This is a genomic window from Rubrivivax gelatinosus IL144 (assembly GCF_000284255.1).
Classification (GTDB): domain Bacteria; phylum Pseudomonadota; class Gammaproteobacteria; order Burkholderiales; family Burkholderiaceae_C; genus Rubrivivax; species Rubrivivax gelatinosus_A.
Genome location: NC_017075.1, coordinates 1,664,350 through 1,680,867, shown reverse-complemented (window position 1 = coordinate 1,680,867; position 16,518 = coordinate 1,664,350). Strand labels below are relative to the sequence as shown.

Genomic DNA, 16,518 nt, shown 5'->3' with positions numbered 1-16,518 from the left:
AAAATCCCTGCCTGTCGGCATACCCCAGACCCGCGCTTAGAACAGACTAACTAGCCTTCGCGCCCTGGGGTCGGCGCCGACAAGCCAACTCCCAACTTCCAAGGCCTGGCCCCACAGCTCCGTGGTGCGCCAGTAGACGCCACCCGTTCGACGGGCTCGGCGTTGGGCACCTCGTGCCCCGCATGCTCCAGCCGTTCTGGCCTTGAGCTGCCGACTTGCGCTGCCTGAGTCTTCGGCAGCGCTCCCCCTCACACATCAAGCCTTGCCGGCGGCGTCGCCGGCAGGGCTTTCGTCTTTGGAGACTTCAACATGAGCAACAACAAAATCCTGAGCGCACTGTTCGGCAGCCACAAGGCTGCGGCAGCCCCGGCACTGAAGGCGGTGCCGCCCTCGCCTTCCCGCGCTGAGCTGATTCACCCCGGCGGCGGCTTCGATGTCGCGGGCTACGACCTGAACGGCAGTTACCGCGTCCTCTCCCGTAAGACCGGCCAGCTCGTCACGCTGAGCGGCAAGCTGGACGAAGCGACGCTGCTGACCAAGCTCGGCGCGGCGTACTGCCTCGACCACTACGGCACGATGGACCCGAAGACCCGCAAACGCGTTTTCGCGTCGGACGTGCTGGCCGAGGAAATCCGGCTGGGCTGCGACGAGTTCGGGCCTGCGCAGGCCGAAACGGTCCGCGGCCCGGGCCTGTACGAGGACGACGGCAAACTGGTCGTCCACTACGGCCTGGCGGTCTACGACGAAACTGGCACGCCGGTGGACACCACGCCCACCAAGCAGCGCGTGTACGTGGCGGGCGAGAGTCTCGGCTTCGACGACTCGACGCCCTCGGCATCGGCAGCCGATGTGCACCTGGTCGAAAGCACCTTCGAGTCGTTCGGCTTCGAGCAGCAGCACGGCGCGGCGGTGTCGCTGGGTTGGCTGGCCAGCGCAGCGATGGGGGCGGTTCTGCCGCACAGCCCTTCGCTCATCGTCACGGCGGAACGCGGGTCGGGCAAGACCACCTGGGTGGACCTGCAGACTGCGTTGCTCGGCAGGCAGGCGGTACGGCGTGACGGCGTTCCGACGGTGGCGCAGGTGCTGCACGCGGTGAAAGACTCGTCGCTGGCGATGATTTGCGACGAGTTCGAGCCGCTGAAGGTCAGCAAGGGCGAAATGCTGAAGCTGGCCGAGGTGTTCAACAGCGGCTTCACCAAGACACCGGGCAAGGGCAAGTTCTCGCGTGTCATCGGCGGCAAGGTGCAGTACTTCAACGCGCCGGCCGGTGTGGTGCTCTGCGGCATCCACCTGCCCGAGCTCGAACCGGCGCTGGAAAGCCGCTCGGTGCGGCTGTCGATGGTGCCGAAGCAGCGTGCGGGGATGACGAAGAGCCCGCTGCTGGACCCGGCCAGCGGTGTGCAGCCCGGTGAGCTGGGCGCGCGGCTGCGGCGCCTGCTGGTAGCTCGCTGGCAGGTGATGCGCGACGCCCGTGCAGCGGTGCACCGCATGCTGCAAGACATCGGGCACCCTGACCGGCGAGCCGACACGTGGAGCCCGCTGCTGGCCGGCTACATCGCCCTGAAACACGACACCGTGCCGCCGCTGCGCGACCTGGCTGCGCTGATTGCGCAGTGGGGGCTGAACGTGGTGCCGCAGGACGAGCACGAGTCGCACGGCGAAGCCTGCCTCGGCGCGATGCTGGACCGCAAGGTGGTGGTTCGGGTCGAAGCGGACGGCAAGACCGCCAAGCTCTACACCCGGGTGCGCGAGGCGCTGCAGACGCTGGTGTCTGGCGACGCCGACCGTAACACCCTGGCGGCGCTGGAAAAGCACCTGGCCATGCTGGGCGTGCGGGCCCTGTTCGACCGCCAGCGCGAGGCCTGGACCTTGGCAGTGGCGTCGTCCGAGCACCACGTCGGCGCCCGGCAGTTGTTCCAGGGCACGGCGTGGGCGCGAGGCACCTGGAAGGCCGCACTGTTGACGCTGCCTGGCGCAACGCGCGGGCAGCAGCGCTTCGCAGGCGTCAGCGTGAAGGCGGTGCTGGTGCCGGCCCCGGCCGCTATTAGCAACCCGCCGAGCGTCAACGACGAAGATGCCCCGACACCGCGACAGCCGGCAGGCGCGAGCGCTACGGCGCGAGGCGAGTGGGTGGTCTGAGTGAAGCGCTGACGGGGCGTGTCCCCACGTACAAAGCGGCACCAAGCCATCGGGCCTGGTGCCGCTTTGCTTTGTGCGGCGCCGGTGGACCCGGCGCCCTGCCATCAGGCCTCGACCTTGAGGCTCACGTAGCCTTGCCCTGGCTGCCACGGCTTGGCGGCCAAGGCAGGAAAGCGGACCTTGCGGAACTGCTCGACCAGCAGCTCGAACGGCAGGTCGGAACCGTAGCCGTCGGTGATGGCGCCGTCCCCGGTGGTATGGCCCATCAGCCGCTTCAGGTACTTGGACGGCACGGCTGCCGCCTCGAGCATGTCCTTCATGGTGTGCCGGAACGAGTACAGCACCTTGCGGCTGTCCGTGATGCCCACGGCACGCTTGTAGCGGCCGAAGAACTTGGAGAACGAACCAGACAGCTTGCCGTGACTGTCCTTCGTCAGCGTCGGGAACAGCACAGCGGCGCCGCGCTGGCGCACCCACTCCGCATAGCGCAGCAGGCCCAGGTCGATGAGCTCCTGCGCCACCGGCACACGACGCACCGACGGTGCGTTCTTCAGGGTCCGCCGATGCGACTGCGGAACATCGCCGTCCTCGAACAGGTCGGCGTCTTCATCGCTGGGCCGGTCGATTAGGTTCAGGTACCAGCCCAGCTTCTCGTCGTGCTGCAGGTCGCTCAGGGCCAAGCCAGCCAGTTCCTCGGGCCGAGCGCCCGTGTAGAACATGAGCACCGGGAGCCAGTAGCTGGCCTCGCCCGACTGGCCCACCGACCGCTTGTGCTCGGTGAACACGGGCGAGCCGAACAGGGCGCCCAGGTCAGCCGCGTCGAACGACAGTCGGCGCTTCTGCCGCTGCCGGGCCGCTGCCTGCTTGAAGCCGATGGTGCCGGCCGCAGGGTTGTCCTTCAGCACGTGCTTGCCCACGGCAATCTTGTAGATGGCTCGGACCTTGAGAATGCGTTCGTTGATGGTCGGCACCGCAAGCCCACGTTCGCGCATGCGCTCGGCGAAGGCGGTCATCTGTTCGGGTGTGACAGCGCCAGGGTGACGAACACCCAGCCCCTCGGCGAAGCCCCGCAGGTCACGCCAGGCAGTCTGCGAGGCGATGGTCGTCGGCTTGGGACGGTTCTCGACGTAGTCGCGCCACGTCTCGAAGACCGCCTCCCAGGTGGGCGCGCGCAGGTTCGCCGGAGCGCGCTCGGGCGCCGCGGCGGGGAGCGGATGCGGCACCTCCGGCGCGACCACCTCGGTATCGACCAGGTCACCACGCTGACGGCCGAGGCGATGGTCGACCGACTCGACGACGGCACGAAGGAACACGTAGGCGGCACGCTTGGCTTCCGCCTCATCGGGGGCGAAGTCCAGGCCGCACAGGTGCAGGAAGCCGTGCATGGCGGGGAACATGCTCATGCTCTTGCCCTGGGCCAGCATGCGACCGAGCTGCGCGCGCTGCTCGGACAGCTCGGCACCCAGCTCGTCGAACTCGGCATCGTCCAGGCCGGCCTGGCGCCGCTGGTCGTCGGCCAGCAGCACCTGCCGCACCCAGAAACGGGCGATACCCTTGAGCTGCTCGTCGTCGAGCTTGGCGATGCGCTTGGCCGACAAGGAGGCCCGGCTCAGTTCGAGCTGTTGGCTCTTGAGCTTGAACTCGGCGTCGATGCGCGCGAGCTCGGCGTTGGCGAGCCCTTTGGCCAAGCGGCGGTCGGCAGTGCCCAGGCTGCGCACGATGTGCGTCTGCTTGGCGGGATAGGCCGCACGGATGGCGGCCGGGATGCGACGGCGCACGTACTGGATGCCGTGCTGGCCGCGGGTGTAGATGTTTTCGGCGATGGCTTTCATGGTCTGTTCCACAAGGTTGGGTGACAGACCGTGTTGCAACCGCTGTTTAGCCTAGAAGCAACAAAGCCTTGATTCCGTTGGGAATCAAGGCCTTGCGTGCGCTAACGGTATTCGGTGGGGTGGCTGATGGGACTCGAACCCACGACGACCAGAATCACAATCTGGGACTCTACCAACTGAGCTACAGCCACCGCAGCAAAGAAACGAGAGTATAGCGCGAAAGTGCCGTTATCAAGGAGTGGTCGACTTGCTCGCGGCGGCAACCGCGGCTTCCTTGATCTCGGCCTTGGTGCGGCGCTTCAGCGCGTCCAGGTAGGCCAACGCCTCGGCGGTGGCCCAGGTCTGGGCGAGCTGCTGCTGCAGCATCGCGTCGGTGGCCGGCTCGGCTTCGCGCGCCATCACCTGCGTGACGCGCACGACGGCGTAGCCCTGGGTGCCGAGGTCGACGCCGACGGTGGCCGGCAGCTTCTTCGGATCGGCGCGCAGCACGGCTTCCATGATCGGGCGCGGCAGGCCTTGCGGCTGGGCACGCGAGACCGTCAGCGAGATCGGCAGCGCCTCGTTCGGCGTCTTCTTCAGCGCCTCGACACGCTTGGCGCCCTCGGCCTTGGCCAGCGTCGCGGCCTTCTGCGCGACGACGGCTTCGCGCACGCGGTCGCGCACCTCGGCCAGCGGCAGCGTGCGCGCCGGCGAGTAGCTGACGATGCGCGCCGACGCCATCTGGTTCTGGCCGATCTCGACGGCGTCGGTGTTGCGCTTGTTGCGCACCGAGTCGTCGGAGAACACGGCCTCGAGCAGCTTGGCCGAAGCCAGCGCGCCGGCCGCGCCCGGGGCCGGCTGGCGCATCACGGTGGCGGTCTGCTTCTGCAGCTTGAGCTTGTCCATCACCGGCTTCAGGCTGTCGGACTGCTCGTAGACGGTGTTGGTGAAGGTCTCGGCGGCCTCGGCGTAGCGCTTTTGCGCCAGCGTGCGGCGGACCTCCTGCTCGACCTCGGCACGCACCGACTCGAAGGACTTCTTCTGCCCGCCGCGGATGCCCGTCAGCGTGATGATGTGGTAGCCGAAGTCGGTCTCGATGACGTTGCTGATCTCGCCCGGCTTCATCGCGTAGACCGCGTCCTCGAAAGGCTTGGCCATCATGCCGCGGCCGAAGAAGTCGAGGTCGCCGCCGCGTGCGGCCGAGCCCGGATCCTGCGAGTTCTTGCGTGCCACTTCGGCGAACGAGTTCGGCGAACGGCGCACGTCGGCGAGCAGCTGCTCGGCGCGTGCCTTGGCGGCCTTCTTCTCGTCGGCCGGCGCCGACGGGTCGACCTTCACCAGGATGTGGCTGGCGCGGCGCTCCTCGGCCTGCGTGTAGCGGCTGGCGTTCTCTTCGTAGTAGCGGCGCAGGTCTTCCTCGGGCACCGAGGCGTCCTTGGCGAGCGCGGCGAGGTCGAGCACGACGTACTCGATCTGCGCCTGTTCCGGCGCGCGGAACTCGGCGGCGTGCGCGTCGTAATAGGCCTGAAGGTCGCTGTCGGCCGGCGTCACCTGGGCGCGGAAGGCGTTGGCGTCGAAGCGCTGGATCTGCACCGCACGGCGCTGCAGCAGCGCGTCCAGCGAGGTCGCGGCGACGGCCGGCGGCGTGAACGAGGACTGGGCGACCGCGCCCAGCACCTGCTGCATGCCGAACTCCTGGCGCAGCTGCTGCTCGAAGGCCTCGACGCTCATGCCCTGGGCGGCGAGGATCTCGCGGTTGACGCTGCCGTCGGGGTTGCGCAGGCCGGCGAACTGCGGGTCGGTGACGAACAGGCGCTGCAGGCGCGCGTCGTCGGGCACGAGGTGGTACTGGCGGGCCGTGGCGATCAGCACGCGGTCGCGCACCAGACCGTCGAGCGTCTCGCGCTTCATCTCGGGCGTCTCGAGCAGCTTGGCGTCGACGTCGGGGCGCTGGCGGCGCAGGCGGTCGACGTTGCGCTGGTGCTCGGCGTCCCATTCGGCGCGCGAGATCGACTGGCCGTCGACCTTGGCCACCGTCACGGCACCGCCCTCGGTGAAGCGGGTGTAGCCCTGGATCCCGAAGAAGATGAACGACGGGAAGATCAGCAGCACCATGATGCCCAGCACCAGGCGCGAGTGGTTGCGGACGAAATCGAACATCGTTGTGAGGGATGGGAGGGCCGTGACGGCGAAAGACGGGGCCCTGAAGCGAAAGAAGGCGAACCGCGGTTCGCCTTCCGGGTGGGCGGTCGGCGCGGCATTCTATGCCGCGCCGATGCCTGGTCCTTGGTGGGTGCTGACGGGTTCGAACCGCCGACCTACGCCTTGTAAGGGCGCCGCTCTACCGACTGAGCTAAGCACCCGGCTGGAGACTTCAGCCGAGCAGGTCCTTCAGGGCCTTGCCCGGACGGAACTTCGGAACCTTGGCGGCCTTGACCTCGATGGCCTCGCCGGTGCGCGGGTTGCGGCCGGTGCGCGCGGCGCGCTCGGAGACCTCGAAGGTGCCGAAGCCGGCGATCGCGACGCTGTCGCCGTTCTTCAGCGCGGTCTGCACGCCTTCGAGCGCGGCTTCGAGAGCGCGCGTGGCCGAGGCCTTGGACAGGTCCGCCTGCTGGGCGATGTGGGCGATCAGATCCGTCTTGTTCACGTCGTTATTCCTCGTGTGGTTCGTGCGGGTCGCCGGCACGGCTTCGTGGGCCGGGCGGGCGGCGAGGCCGCGGATTATGGGTCAGGTGCGCCGGACGCCGCCCAAGCGCCGACGCGCGGCGCGGTCTTCAGCGCACCTTGGCACGGATCTCGGGAATCGCGCGCTGCAGGTAGTAGACCATCGACCAGACGGTCATCACCGCGGCGATCCACATCAGCCAGGTGCCCCAGACCCGGGTATCCAGGCCGACGATGCGGCCGTCGTAGAGCAGGAACGGGATGGCCACCATCTGCGCCGTCGTCTTCAGCTTGCCGAGCATGTGCACGGCGACGCTGCGCGACGCGCCGATCTGCGCCATCCACTCGCGCAGCGCCGAGATCGCGATCTCGCGGCCGATGATGATCAGCGCGACGAAGACGTCGGCACGCCCCAGGTGCACCAGGATCAGCAGCGAGGCGCAGACCAGGAACTTGTCGGCCACCGGGTCGAGGAAGGCGCCGAAGGCCGAGGTCTGGTTGAGCTTGCGCGCCAGGAAGCCGTCGAGCCAGTCGGTGGCGGCGAAGAACACGAACATCACGGTGGCCGCGAGGTTGCGTGTGCCCCATTCGAGAGGCAGGTAGTACACGCCGATGATCAGCGGGATCGCGGCGATGCGCGCCCAGGTGAGCAGCGTGGGGACCGTGAAGAACATCGGCGGATCGTACCGAAAGCGACGCAGAGGGACTTGACGCCCGTTCAGTCGTCCAGCGTGCGCGGCTTGAATCGGCGCTCGTCGTCGAACAGGAAGACCTCGGTGAAGGTCCAGGGCTTGGGCAGTTGCGAGACGTCGCCGAACGGTGCGGCACGGCGCACGGCCTCGATCGCGAGCTGCGTCGTGTCCTTGGCCTGCGAGGGCACGCGGCGCACGCGGATCTCGCGCACGCGGCCGTCGCGCTCGAGCTCGATGTCGAGCACCGGAATGGCGAGCAGCGGCTCGGGCACCGGGCCGAGATAGGTGCGGCCCGGGTTGGCGGCGACCAGGCGCTCGGCGGCGCGGCGCTGGTACTCCTCCCAGCTGCGCGCCGGCGGCAGCGGCATCGTGCCGGGCGCCGTCGCCGCGCTCGGCGGCACGGGCCGAAGCTCGGGCTTGGGCGTCGGCTTGGACGCGCAGCCGGCCAGCACGGCGGCCAGGGTCGCGGCCAGCCAGCCGCGGGTTTCAGTGAAGCGCACGGTAGATCTCCTCCGCGAGGTCGTGCGAGATGCCTTCGACCGAGGCCAGGTCTTCGACGCTGGCCGCGGCGACGCCACGCACGCCCCCGAAACGTTGCAACAGGCGCGAGCGCTTGCGCGGCCCCACGCCGGGAATGTCCTCGAGCTTGCTGCCGCCGGTGCGCACGCTGGCGCGGCGGGCCCGCATGCCGGTGATCGCGAAACGGTGGGCCTCGTCGCGGATCTGCGCGACGAGCATCAGCGCCGCCGAGTCGTGGCCCAGGTACACCTTCTCGCGGCCGTCGGCGAACACGAGTTCTTCGAGGCCGACCTTGCGGCCCTCGCCCTTCTCGACGCCGACGATGATGGACAGCGGCAGGCCGAGTTCGGTGAACACCTCGCGCGCCATCGACACCTGGCCGCGGCCGCCGTCGACCAGCACCAGGTCGGGCAGGCGCGCCGCACCCTTCTTCGCCGGCGCGGCGGCCTCTTCGGTGGCGCCGTCCTGGGCGTCCTGGCGGCGCGCCTCGGCCAGCCGGGCGTAGCGCCGCGTCAGCACCTGGCGCATCGCCGCGTAGTCGTCGCCGCCGGTCACGCCCTCGATGTTGAAGCGCCGGTACTGCGCGCTCTGCATCGCGTGCGCCTCGTAGACCACGCAGGAGGCCTGCGTCGCCTCGCCGGCGGTGTGGCTGATGTCGAAGCACTCGATGCGCAGCGCGTCGGGCTCGACGTCGATCTCCAGCGCCTCGACCAGCGCGCGCGTGCGTTCGCGCTGCGAGCCTTCTTCGGCCAGCAGCCGCGCCAGCGCCAGTTCGGCGCCCTTCTCGGCGAGTTCCAGCCAGATGCGCTTCTGCTCGCGCGGCTGCTGCGTGGCGCGCACGCGCACGCCGGCGGTCTCGGACAGCGCGTCGATCAGCTCCGGGTCCACCGGGTGGCTGGTGACGAGCTGCGGCGGCACCGCCTGGCCCAGGTAGTGCTGGGCGATGAAGGCCTCGAGCACCGCGGTCTCGGGGCTGGGCGCGCCGGCACGCTCGTCGGCCTCGGTGGCGCTGAGCGCCGCGCCGTCGTCGACGTGGGTCGGGAAGTGCGCGCGGTCGCCGAGGTGGCGGCTGCCGCGCACCATCGCCAGATTGACGCAGGCGCGGCCGCCGGCCACGCGCACGGCGAGGATGTCGACGTCCTTGTCGCCGGCCGACAGGCTGCTGGCTTCCATCGCCTGCTGGTGCAGCACGCGAGACAGCGAGCCGATGCGGTCGCGCACGGCGGCCGCCTTCTCGTACTCGAAGGTCTCGGCATAACCCATCATCTGCGCCTGCAGGTCGGCGACGACCTCCTGCTGCTCGCCGAGCAGGAAACGTTCGGCGTCGCGCACGTCGCGCGCGTATTCGTCCTTGGACACGAGGCCGACGCAGGGGCCGGAGCAGCGCTGGATCTGGTAGAGCAGGCAGGGCCGCGAGCGGTTGGCGTAGACCGTGTCCTCGCAGGTGCGCAGGCGGAAGACCTTCTGGATCAGCTGGATCGTCTCCTTGACGGCCCAGGCGTTCGGGTAGGGCCCGAAGTAGCGGTGCTTGCGGTCGACCGCGCCGCGGAAATAGGCGACACGCGCGCAACTGGAAGCCGACAGGGCCCCTGCCCCGTCGGCGGGGCGCGTCCCGGTGATCTTCAGGTAGGGATAGCTCTTGTCGTCCCGGAACAGGATGTTGAACTTCGGGTTCAACGTCTTGATCAGGTTGTTCTCGAGCAGCAGCGCCTCGGCCTCGGTGCGCACCACCGTCGTTTCCAGCCGCGCGATGCGCGCGACCATCGCGCCGATGCGCGTGCCGCCGTGGTCCTTGTGGAAGTAGCTGGAGACGCGCTTCTTCAGGTTGCGCGCCTTGCCGACGTAGAGCACGGCGCCGGCGGCGTCGAAATAGCGGTAGACGCCGGGCAGGCCGGGCAGCGCGGCCACTTCGGCCAGCAGGCGCTCGCGGACGGCGTCGGGCGCGGCGGCTTCGGGTGTGGCGGGAGACTCGGGCTCGGGGATCACGGGCCCTATTGTCGCGGCTGCCGATAATCCTTCGGATGCGAGCCTGGACCTGGGACCTGTTCTGCCGCGTCATCGACAACTGGGGCGACGTCGGCGTCTGCTGGCGCCTGGCGCGTGACCTGGCGGCGCGTGGCGCACGCGTGCGGCTGTGGATCGACGACACCAGCGCGCTGACCTGGATGGCGCCGGGCGGCAGCGAAGGCGTCGAGGTCGGCGCCTTCGACGCCGCCTTGGAGCCCGGCGACGTCGTCGTCGAGGCTTTCGCCTGCGACCCGCCGCCGGCCTTCGTCGAGCGCATGGCCGCGCGCACGCCGGCGCCGGTGTGGATCAACCTCGAATACCTGAGCGCCGAACCCTGGGTCGAACGCGTGCACGGCCTGCGCTCCCCGCAGCGCTCGGGCCTGGACAAGTGGTTCTTCCACCCCGGCTTCACGTCGGCCACCGGCGGCCTGCTGCGCGAGCCCGGGCTGCTGCAGGCGCACGCCGCCTTCGACCGCGACGCCTGGCTGGCGGCGTCGGGCCTGGCGCGGCGCGACGGCGAACGTGTCGTCACGCTGTTCTGCTACGACAACCCGGCGGTGCCGGCGCTGCTGGACGCGCTGGCGAGCGAGCCGACGCTGCTGCTGCTGACGCCCGGCCACGCCCGGCGCCTGGTGACGGCCACGCCGCCCGGCGTGCGCAGCGCCGCCCTGCCGCACCTGCCGCAGCCCGAGTTCGACCGCCTGCTGCGTGCCTCGGACCTGAACTTCGTGCGCGGCGAAGACTCGCTGGTGCGCGCGATCTGGGCCGGCCGGCCTTTCGTCTGGCACATCTACCCGCAGCACGACGGGGTGCACGCCGACAAGCTGGAGGCCTTGCTGGCACGCATGCCCGCGGTGCCCGGGCTGGCCGAGTTCTGGCGAGGCTGGAACGGCCTCGGACCCTGGGCGCCGCTGCCCGAAACCGGCCCCTGGCGCGCCGCGATGGCCGAGTTTCGCGACGGACAAGCGTCCAGACTTGATCTGACCGGCGCTCTGTGGCAGTTCGCACAAGGCAAATCCGGCCCCGAATGCTAGAATCAAGGGCTTTGCATAAACGGGCCCGTCGGGCTCGCCCAGTTCTACACCGGTAAGAAGAGCGGCTCGATCGCAGCGCTCGCCGGGGATCAACCAGCCGCGGGGGCCCGCCCCGCTCGACGCTATGAAACTCGCTCAGGAAATCCGCGCCGGCAACGTCATCATGCAGGGCAAGGACCCGATGGTCGTGCTGAAGACCGAATACAGCCGCGGTGGCCGCGGTGCCGCCACGGTCCGCATGAAGATGAAGAACCTGCTGAACGGCGGCGGGGCCGAAGTCGTCTTCAAGGCCGACGACAAGATGGACCAGATCATCCTGGACAAGAAGGAGTGCACGTACACGTACTTCGCCGATCCGATGTACGTGTTCATGGACCCGGAATACAACCAGTTCGAGGTCGAGGCCGAGAACATGGGTGACGCCATCAGCTACCTCGAAGACAACATGCCGGTGGAAGTCGTCTTCTACGACGGCAAGGCGATCTCGGTCGAACTGCCGACCACCGTCGTGCGCGAGATCATCACCGAGCCGGCCGTCAAGGGCGACACCTCGGGCAAGGTCATGAAGCCGGCCAAGATCGTCGGCACGGGCTTCGAGATCTCGGTGCCGCTGTTCGTCGAAAACGGCGACAAGGTCGAAATCGACACCCGCACCCACGAGTACCGCAAGCGCGTCTGACGCGTCTTCGCTCCTGACCGAGGGCACCGCGAGGTGCCCTTTGTCGTTGCTGGGGCATCATCGACGCATGGCCTTCGACTTCGACGCGGCGGTCTCGGCGCCGTTTCGCATGCAGCCCGGGCTGCGCCGCCTGGCGCCGGGCGCCAACCACCTGACGCCGCTGGCCGCGGGCTCGCGCCACCAGCGCGAGAAGCTGGCCGTGCTCTCGGCCTTCGCCAGCGACGCGCTGCTCGTGCGCCCGGGTTTCGACGCCGCCCCGGCGCTGGACGCGCTGTGTGCGCACGCCGCCGCCGAACATCCGGAGGCCTTCGCCTGGGACGGCGAACGCGCCACGGCCCGGCGTTTCGGCGTCGCGGTGCACGGCGAGCGTGTCGAGCGTGCCGACGACGCGCGTTTCGGCCCCGGCGAAGAGATCGAACGCTGCCTGAAGCTGCTGCCGCCGCCGTGGCGCCGCGCCGGGCTGCTGTCGCTCGGCTTCGCCGAAGACTTCGCCGTCGTCGACGGTGACGACGCCAGCCTGCCCTGGCTGGCCGTCGCCCTGCCCTCGCACTGGGCGCCAGAAGACAAGATCGGCCGCGGCTTCGCCGCCGTGCACGCGCCGGTGGCCGACAACCGCCTCATCGTCCAGGCCGCCGAAGGCCTGACGCGGCTCGTCACCGACGGCGGCGCACGCGAACGTTTCGTCTGGAACGTCACGCCGCACCCGCGGCTGCACGCCCACCCGCGCCGCGTCGACCCCGACGCTTGGCGCCACACGCCGGTCGAACGCGCCGCGTGGCGCACCGAGCGCCAGACCTTCCTGCCGGTGCCAGGCCGGCGCCAGGCGGTGTTCACGATCGAAGTCCAGCTGCAGCCGCTGGCCGAGGCGCTGGCCGAACCCGGCCGCGCCGCGCGGCTGCACGCGGCGATCGAATCGATGAGCCCGGCGGTGCTGGCCTACCGCGGCCTGGGCGGCGTGCGCGAGCCGCTGCTGGCCTGGCTCCGCACGCAGACATGAAAACCGAACCTGTCGTCCCGGCGCGCATCGATTTCGACGCCGCCGGCCTGCCGCACGCGCCGGACTTCGGCGACGTCTACCACGCCCAGGTCGGCGCCTTCGAGCAGGCGCGGCACGTGTTCCTGGCCGGCAACGGCCTGCCCGGGCGCTGGGCCGGGCAGCGGCGTTTCGTCGTCGCCGAGACCGGCTTCGGCCTGGGCAACAACTTCCTCGCCACCTGGGCCGCGTGGCGCGACGACCCGGCGCGCTGTGCGCAGCTGGTCTTCGTCAGCGTCGAACACCATCCGCCGACGCGCGCCGACCTGGCGCGGGCGCTGCACGGCTCGCCGCAGCCGGAACTGGCGGCCGAACTCGTCGCCGCCTGGCCGCCGGCGACACCCGGGCTGCACACGATCGATTTCGACGGCGGCCGCGTGCGCCTGCTGCTGGGTTACGGCGACGCCGCGGCACTGCTGCCCGAGCTGCGCCTGGTGGCCGACGCGATCTATCTCGACGGCTTCGCGCCCGGCCGCAACGCCGCGATGTGGTCGGCGCCGGTGTTCCAGGCGCTGGCGCGCCTGTCGGCGCCGGGCACGACGGCGGCCACCTGGAGCGTCGCACGCGCGGTGCGCGACGGGCTGGCGGCGGTCGGTTTCGAACTCGAACGCCGCGCCGGCATCGGCGGCAAACGCGAGATCAGCGTCGCCCGCTACGCGCCGCGTTATCTGCCTCCGCCGCCGCCGCGCGACGCCGCGGCCCAGCCGTTGGCGCGCGACGCGGTCGTCATCGGCGCCGGGCTGGCGGGCGCCGCGGTCGCGCAGGCCCTGGCCGCCGAAGGGCTGGCGGTAACCGTCTTCGAACGCCAGGCCGCGCCCGGCGCCGAGACCTCGGGCAACCCGGCCGGCATCTTCCACGGCACCGTGAACGCCGACGACGGCCCGCACGCGCGGCTGCTGCGCGCCGGGGCCTTGCTCGCGACACGCACTTACGCCCCGCTGTTCGACGCCGGTCTCGTGCCCGGTTCGACGCGCGGCCTGCTGCGCCTGGACGCCGGGCCGGTGGAGGCGATGCAGGCGCTCGCCACCCGCGCCGGGCTGCCGGCCGACTGGGTGCAGGTGCTGGACACCGCCGCGGCCTCGGCGCTGGCCGGGCTGGCGCTGCCCTCGCCGGCCTGGTTCTACCCGGGCGCCGGCTGGTGTTCACCGGCCTCGCTGGCGGCGCACTGGATCGCGACGCCGGGCGTGGCTTTCGTCGGCGGCACCGAGGTCGCGCGGCTGGAACGCGCCGGCGGGCGCTGGCGGCTGCTCAACGCGGCCGGCGGCACGCTGGCCGAGACGGCGATCGTCGTGCTGGCCAATGCCTCCGACGCCGCGCGCCTGGCCGCAGCCTGGATGCCCGAGGCCTGCGCCTGGCCGCTGCAGCGCGTGCGCGGCCAGGTCAGCGCCTGGACGGGCCCGCGTGCGCCGCTGGCGTTGCCGGTGGCCGGTGGCGGCTACGCGCTGCCCGGGCCCGACGGCGGCGTCGTCTTCGGTGCCAGCAGCCAGGCCGGCGACGAAGACCCGGCACGGCGCGAAGCCGACCACGCCGAGAACCTCGCCAAGCTGAAACGCCTGACCGGGCTGGAGCCGCCGCCCGACGCACGAGCCTGGCCCGGGCGGGTCGGCTGGCGGCTGGCGGCGGAGGACAAGATGCCGATCGTCGGCGCGCTGCCGGCCGCGGTGCCGGCGCACCGCGCCGAGCAGCCGCGGCGCTGGCCGCGGCACGAGGGGCTGTTCGCCTGCACGGCGCTGGGCAGCCGCGGCATCACGCTGGCGCCGCTGGCCGGCCGCCTGGTGGCGGCGATGGCCACCGGCGCGCCGTGGCCGCTGGAGCAGGACCTGGTGGACGCCGTCGATCCGGCGCGTTTCGCGGCGCGCGCCTTGCGGCGCCGCGGCTGATCAGTCTTCGCGCGGCGTGTTGCCGGCCGGCGGCGGATTCTCGGCCGCAGCCTCGCCGGGCTGGCCCTGCGGCGCATCGTCGTGCTGCGAGGGGCTGGCCTTGCGCGATGCCTTTTCCTCCTTCTTGCGCTTCTTGGCGAGTTCTCGCTGGCGCTTTTCGAAGGCGTAATTCGGTTTGGCCACGGGCGGTCCTTTGATCAGGGGGCGCCATTATGGGGCCGGGCATCGTGCCCGGGCACCGCAATGGCGCGGGTTTGAGAAGGGCCAAGCTCGACGCCGGCCGCCCTCGGGAACAGGCTCTAGAAACGCAGCGTGCGCACGCCGCCGGCGGTGCCCAGCAGGCACAGGCTGGCCTTGTGGCGCGCGAAGATGCCCACCGTCACGACGCCCGGCCACTGGTTGATCTCGGTCTCCAGCGCCAGCGGATCGGCGATCTTCAGGCCGCGCACGTCGAGGATCGGGTGGCCGTTGTCGGTCGTCACGCCCAGGCGCAGCGTCGCGGTGGCGCCCATGGCCTCGAAGCGGCGCGCGATCTGCGGCGCGGCCATCGTGATCACCTCGACCGGCAGCGGGAAACGCCCCAGCGTGTCGACGAGCTTGCTCTCGTCGGCGATGCAGACGAAACGTTCGGCCAGGTCGGCGACGATCTTCTCTCGCGTCAGCGCCGCGCCGCCGCCCTTGATCATGTAGCCGTGGTGGTCGATCTCGTCGGCGCCGTCGACGTAGACCGGCAGCGGCTTGTCCAGCGCCGCGGCCTCGACGACCGGGATGCCGTGGCGGCGCAGCCGTTCGGTGCTCTGCACCGAGCTCGACACCGCGCCGGCGATGCGGTCCTTGATCTTCGCGAGCGCGTCGATGAAGTGGTTGACCGTCGATCCCGTGCCCACGCCGACCAGCGCGCCCGGGACGACGTGCTCGATCGCCGCTTGGGCGACCAGGGCCTTCAGTTCGTCCTGTGTCATGGGCGCCGATTATCCGCGCCGGCCGGGCGCGACACCGTTTGCGACAATCGCCGCCCATGTCCTTGCTGCCTTACGGCCTGGCCCGCCGCTTCCTCTTCGGCCTCGACCCCGAAGCCGCCCACGACCTGACGATCTCCGGCCTGGCCCGGCTGCAGGACACGCCGCTGCGCTGCGCCTGGAGCGAGACGCGCATCGACGACCCGGTCACCGTCGCCGGCCTGCGTTTCCCCAACCGCATCGGCCTGGCCGCCGGGCTGGACAAGAACGGCCGCTGCATCGACGCGCTGGGCGCGATGGGCTTCGGCTTCATCGAGGTCGGCACCGTGACGCCCAAGCCGCAGCCCGGCAACCCGAAGCCGCGAATGTTCCGCCTGCCCGAGGCCGGGGCGCTGATCAACCGCATGGGCTTCAACAACGACGGCCTGGCGGCTTTCGTCGCCAACGTGCAGCGGGCGAAGTCCTTCCGCGCCGGCGGCGGCATCCTGGGCCTCAACATCGGCAAGAACGCCGCGACGCCGATCGAGAACGCCGTCGACGACTACCTGATCGGCCTGGACGGCGTCGCGCCGCACGCCGACTACGTGGCCGTCAACATCTCCAGCCCGAACACGAAGAACCTGCGTGCGCTGCAGAGCGACGAGGCGCTCGACGCGCTGCTGGGCGCACTCGCCGCGCGCCGCGACGCACTCGCCGGGACGCTGGGCCGGCGCGTGCCGATGTTCGTGAAGATCGCGCCCGACCTCGACGAAGCCCAGGTCGACGTCGTCGCCGCGACGCTGCGCCGGCACGGGCTGGACGGCGTCATCGCCACCAACACGACGATCTCGCGCGAGGCCGTGCAGGGCTTGCGCCACGCCGAAGAAACCGGCGGCCTGTCGGGCCGGCCGGTGGCCGAAGCCAGCAACCGCGTCATCCGCCGGCTGCGCGCTGCGCTGGGCGCGGGTTTCCCGATCATCGGCGTCGGCGGCGTGATGGACGCCGAGGACGCTCGCGCCAAGATCGAAGCCGGCGCCGACCTGGTGCAGATCTACACCGGGCTGATCTACCGCGGCTCCGCGCTGGTCGGCGAAGCGGCGCGCGCGCTGGCGCGACGCTGAC

At 70.7% G+C, this 16,518-nt stretch carries 14 protein-coding genes and 2 tRNA genes; 6 read left to right on the top strand and 10 right to left on the bottom strand.

Features of this window, described 5'->3' with window-relative positions; translation table 11 throughout:
- The first annotated feature begins 309 nt into the window (after window positions 1-309).
- On the top strand, window positions 310-2,139 hold the full coding sequence (locus tag RGE_RS08015; protein WP_014427835.1) for a hypothetical protein: 1,830 nt from the start codon (window positions 310-312) through the stop codon (window positions 2,137-2,139).
- Between the two features lie 104 nt (window positions 2,140-2,243).
- Here RGE_RS08015 and RGE_RS08010 read toward each other — a convergent pair whose 3' ends face one another.
- The 8 genes from RGE_RS08010 to uvrC all read right to left on the bottom strand — a co-directional run bounded on the left by RGE_RS08010 (window position 2,244) and on the right by uvrC (window position 9,811).
- Window positions 2,244-3,971, bottom strand: a complete 1,728-nt coding sequence (locus RGE_RS08010; RefSeq protein ID WP_014427834.1) for a site-specific integrase — start codon at window positions 3,969-3,971, stop codon at window positions 2,244-2,246.
- Between the two features lie 115 nt (window positions 3,972-4,086).
- Window positions 4,087-4,162 (bottom strand) — tRNA-His (locus RGE_RS08005).
- Window positions 4,163-4,202: 40 nt separating this feature from the next.
- Window positions 4,203-6,110, bottom strand: coding sequence for a SurA N-terminal domain-containing protein (locus tag RGE_RS08000; RefSeq protein WP_014427833.1), 1,908 nt, complete (start codon window positions 6,108-6,110; stop codon window positions 4,203-4,205).
- 127 nt (window positions 6,111-6,237) lie between these two features.
- Window positions 6,238-6,313: transfer RNA gene (locus RGE_RS07995), tRNA-Val, on the bottom strand.
- Between the two features lie 11 nt (window positions 6,314-6,324).
- Window positions 6,325-6,636, bottom strand: a complete 312-nt coding sequence (locus RGE_RS07990) for an HU family DNA-binding protein (protein WP_259371777.1) — start codon at window positions 6,634-6,636, stop codon at window positions 6,325-6,327.
- A gap of 88 nt (window positions 6,637-6,724) precedes the next feature.
- On the bottom strand, window positions 6,725-7,288 hold the full coding sequence (gene pgsA / locus RGE_RS07985; RefSeq protein WP_014427832.1) for a CDP-diacylglycerol--glycerol-3-phosphate 3-phosphatidyltransferase: 564 nt from the start codon (window positions 7,286-7,288) through the stop codon (window positions 6,725-6,727).
- Between the two features lie 44 nt (window positions 7,289-7,332).
- Complete coding sequence (locus tag RGE_RS07980; protein WP_014427831.1) at window positions 7,333-7,806, bottom strand: hypothetical protein; 474 nt, start codon at window positions 7,804-7,806, stop codon at window positions 7,333-7,335.
- Complete coding sequence (gene uvrC / locus RGE_RS07975) at window positions 7,793-9,811, bottom strand: excinuclease ABC subunit UvrC (protein ID WP_014427830.1); 2,019 nt, start codon at window positions 9,809-9,811, stop codon at window positions 7,793-7,795. Before uvrC ends, RGE_RS07980 begins: the two co-directional genes overlap by 14 nt.
- A gap of 35 nt (window positions 9,812-9,846) precedes the next feature.
- On the opposite strand from uvrC, the gene earP reads away from it, so the two are divergent.
- The 4 genes from earP to mnmC all read left to right on the top strand — a co-directional run bounded on the left by earP (window position 9,847) and on the right by mnmC (window position 14,458).
- Window positions 9,847-10,866: an elongation factor P maturation arginine rhamnosyltransferase EarP gene (earP, locus tag RGE_RS07970; protein WP_014427829.1), complete on the top strand. Its 1,020-nt coding sequence runs from the start codon at window positions 9,847-9,849 to the stop codon at window positions 10,864-10,866.
- A gap of 124 nt (window positions 10,867-10,990) precedes the next feature.
- Window positions 10,991-11,545, top strand: coding sequence for an elongation factor P (gene efp, locus RGE_RS07965; RefSeq protein ID WP_009855330.1), 555 nt, complete (start codon window positions 10,991-10,993; stop codon window positions 11,543-11,545).
- 67 nt (window positions 11,546-11,612) lie between these two features.
- The gene (locus tag RGE_RS23080; protein WP_014427828.1) at window positions 11,613-12,542 is read left to right on the top strand and encodes a heme-dependent oxidative N-demethylase subunit alpha family protein; all 930 of its coding nucleotides are present in this window, start codon (window positions 11,613-11,615) and stop codon (window positions 12,540-12,542) included.
- On the top strand, window positions 12,539-14,458 hold the full coding sequence (gene mnmC, locus RGE_RS07955) for an FAD-dependent 5-carboxymethylaminomethyl-2-thiouridine(34) oxidoreductase MnmC (protein ID WP_014427827.1): 1,920 nt from the start codon (window positions 12,539-12,541) through the stop codon (window positions 14,456-14,458). Before RGE_RS23080 ends, mnmC begins: the two co-directional genes overlap by 4 nt.
- Here the strand turns inward: mnmC and RGE_RS07950 are convergent, their stop codons facing one another.
- Entirely contained in the window at window positions 14,459-14,641 is a 183-nt protein-coding gene (locus RGE_RS07950) for a hypothetical protein (protein WP_014427826.1), read from the bottom strand.
- Window positions 14,642-14,757: 116 nt separating this feature from the next.
- Window positions 14,758-15,420, bottom strand: coding sequence for a ribose-5-phosphate isomerase RpiA (rpiA, locus tag RGE_RS07945; protein ID WP_014427825.1), 663 nt, complete (start codon window positions 15,418-15,420; stop codon window positions 14,758-14,760).
- Window positions 15,421-15,476: 56 nt separating this feature from the next.
- Between rpiA and RGE_RS07940 the strand changes: the two genes are divergently transcribed.
- A complete protein-coding gene (locus RGE_RS07940) occupies window positions 15,477-16,517 on the top strand; it encodes a quinone-dependent dihydroorotate dehydrogenase (protein ID WP_014427824.1) in 1,041 nt (346 codons plus the stop codon).
- The last annotated feature ends 1 nt before the right edge of the window (window position 16,518 follow it).

Coding starts and splice junctions, on each gene's coding strand:
- RGE_RS23080 (WP_014427828.1), top strand. CDS start 11,613: ATGGCCTTCGACTTCGACGCGGCGGTCTCGGCGCCGTTTCGCATGCAG.
- pgsA (WP_014427832.1), bottom strand. CDS start 7,288: ATGTTCTTCACGGTCCCCACGCTGCTCACCTGGGCGCGCATCGCCGCG.
- RGE_RS07940 (WP_014427824.1), top strand. CDS start 15,477: ATGTCCTTGCTGCCTTACGGCCTGGCCCGCCGCTTCCTCTTCGGCCTC.
- mnmC (WP_014427827.1), top strand. CDS start 12,539: ATGAAAACCGAACCTGTCGTCCCGGCGCGCATCGATTTCGACGCCGCC.
- RGE_RS08010 (WP_014427834.1), bottom strand. CDS start 3,971: ATGAAAGCCATCGCCGAAAACATCTACACCCGCGGCCAGCACGGCATC.
- rpiA (WP_014427825.1), bottom strand. CDS start 15,420: ATGACACAGGACGAACTGAAGGCCCTGGTCGCCCAAGCGGCGATCGAG.
- earP (WP_014427829.1), top strand. CDS start 9,847: ATGCGAGCCTGGACCTGGGACCTGTTCTGCCGCGTCATCGACAACTGG.
- efp (WP_009855330.1), top strand. CDS start 10,991: ATGAAACTCGCTCAGGAAATCCGCGCCGGCAACGTCATCATGCAGGGC.
- RGE_RS08015 (WP_014427835.1), top strand. CDS start 310: ATGAGCAACAACAAAATCCTGAGCGCACTGTTCGGCAGCCACAAGGCT.
- RGE_RS08000 (WP_014427833.1), bottom strand. CDS start 6,110: ATGTTCGATTTCGTCCGCAACCACTCGCGCCTGGTGCTGGGCATCATG.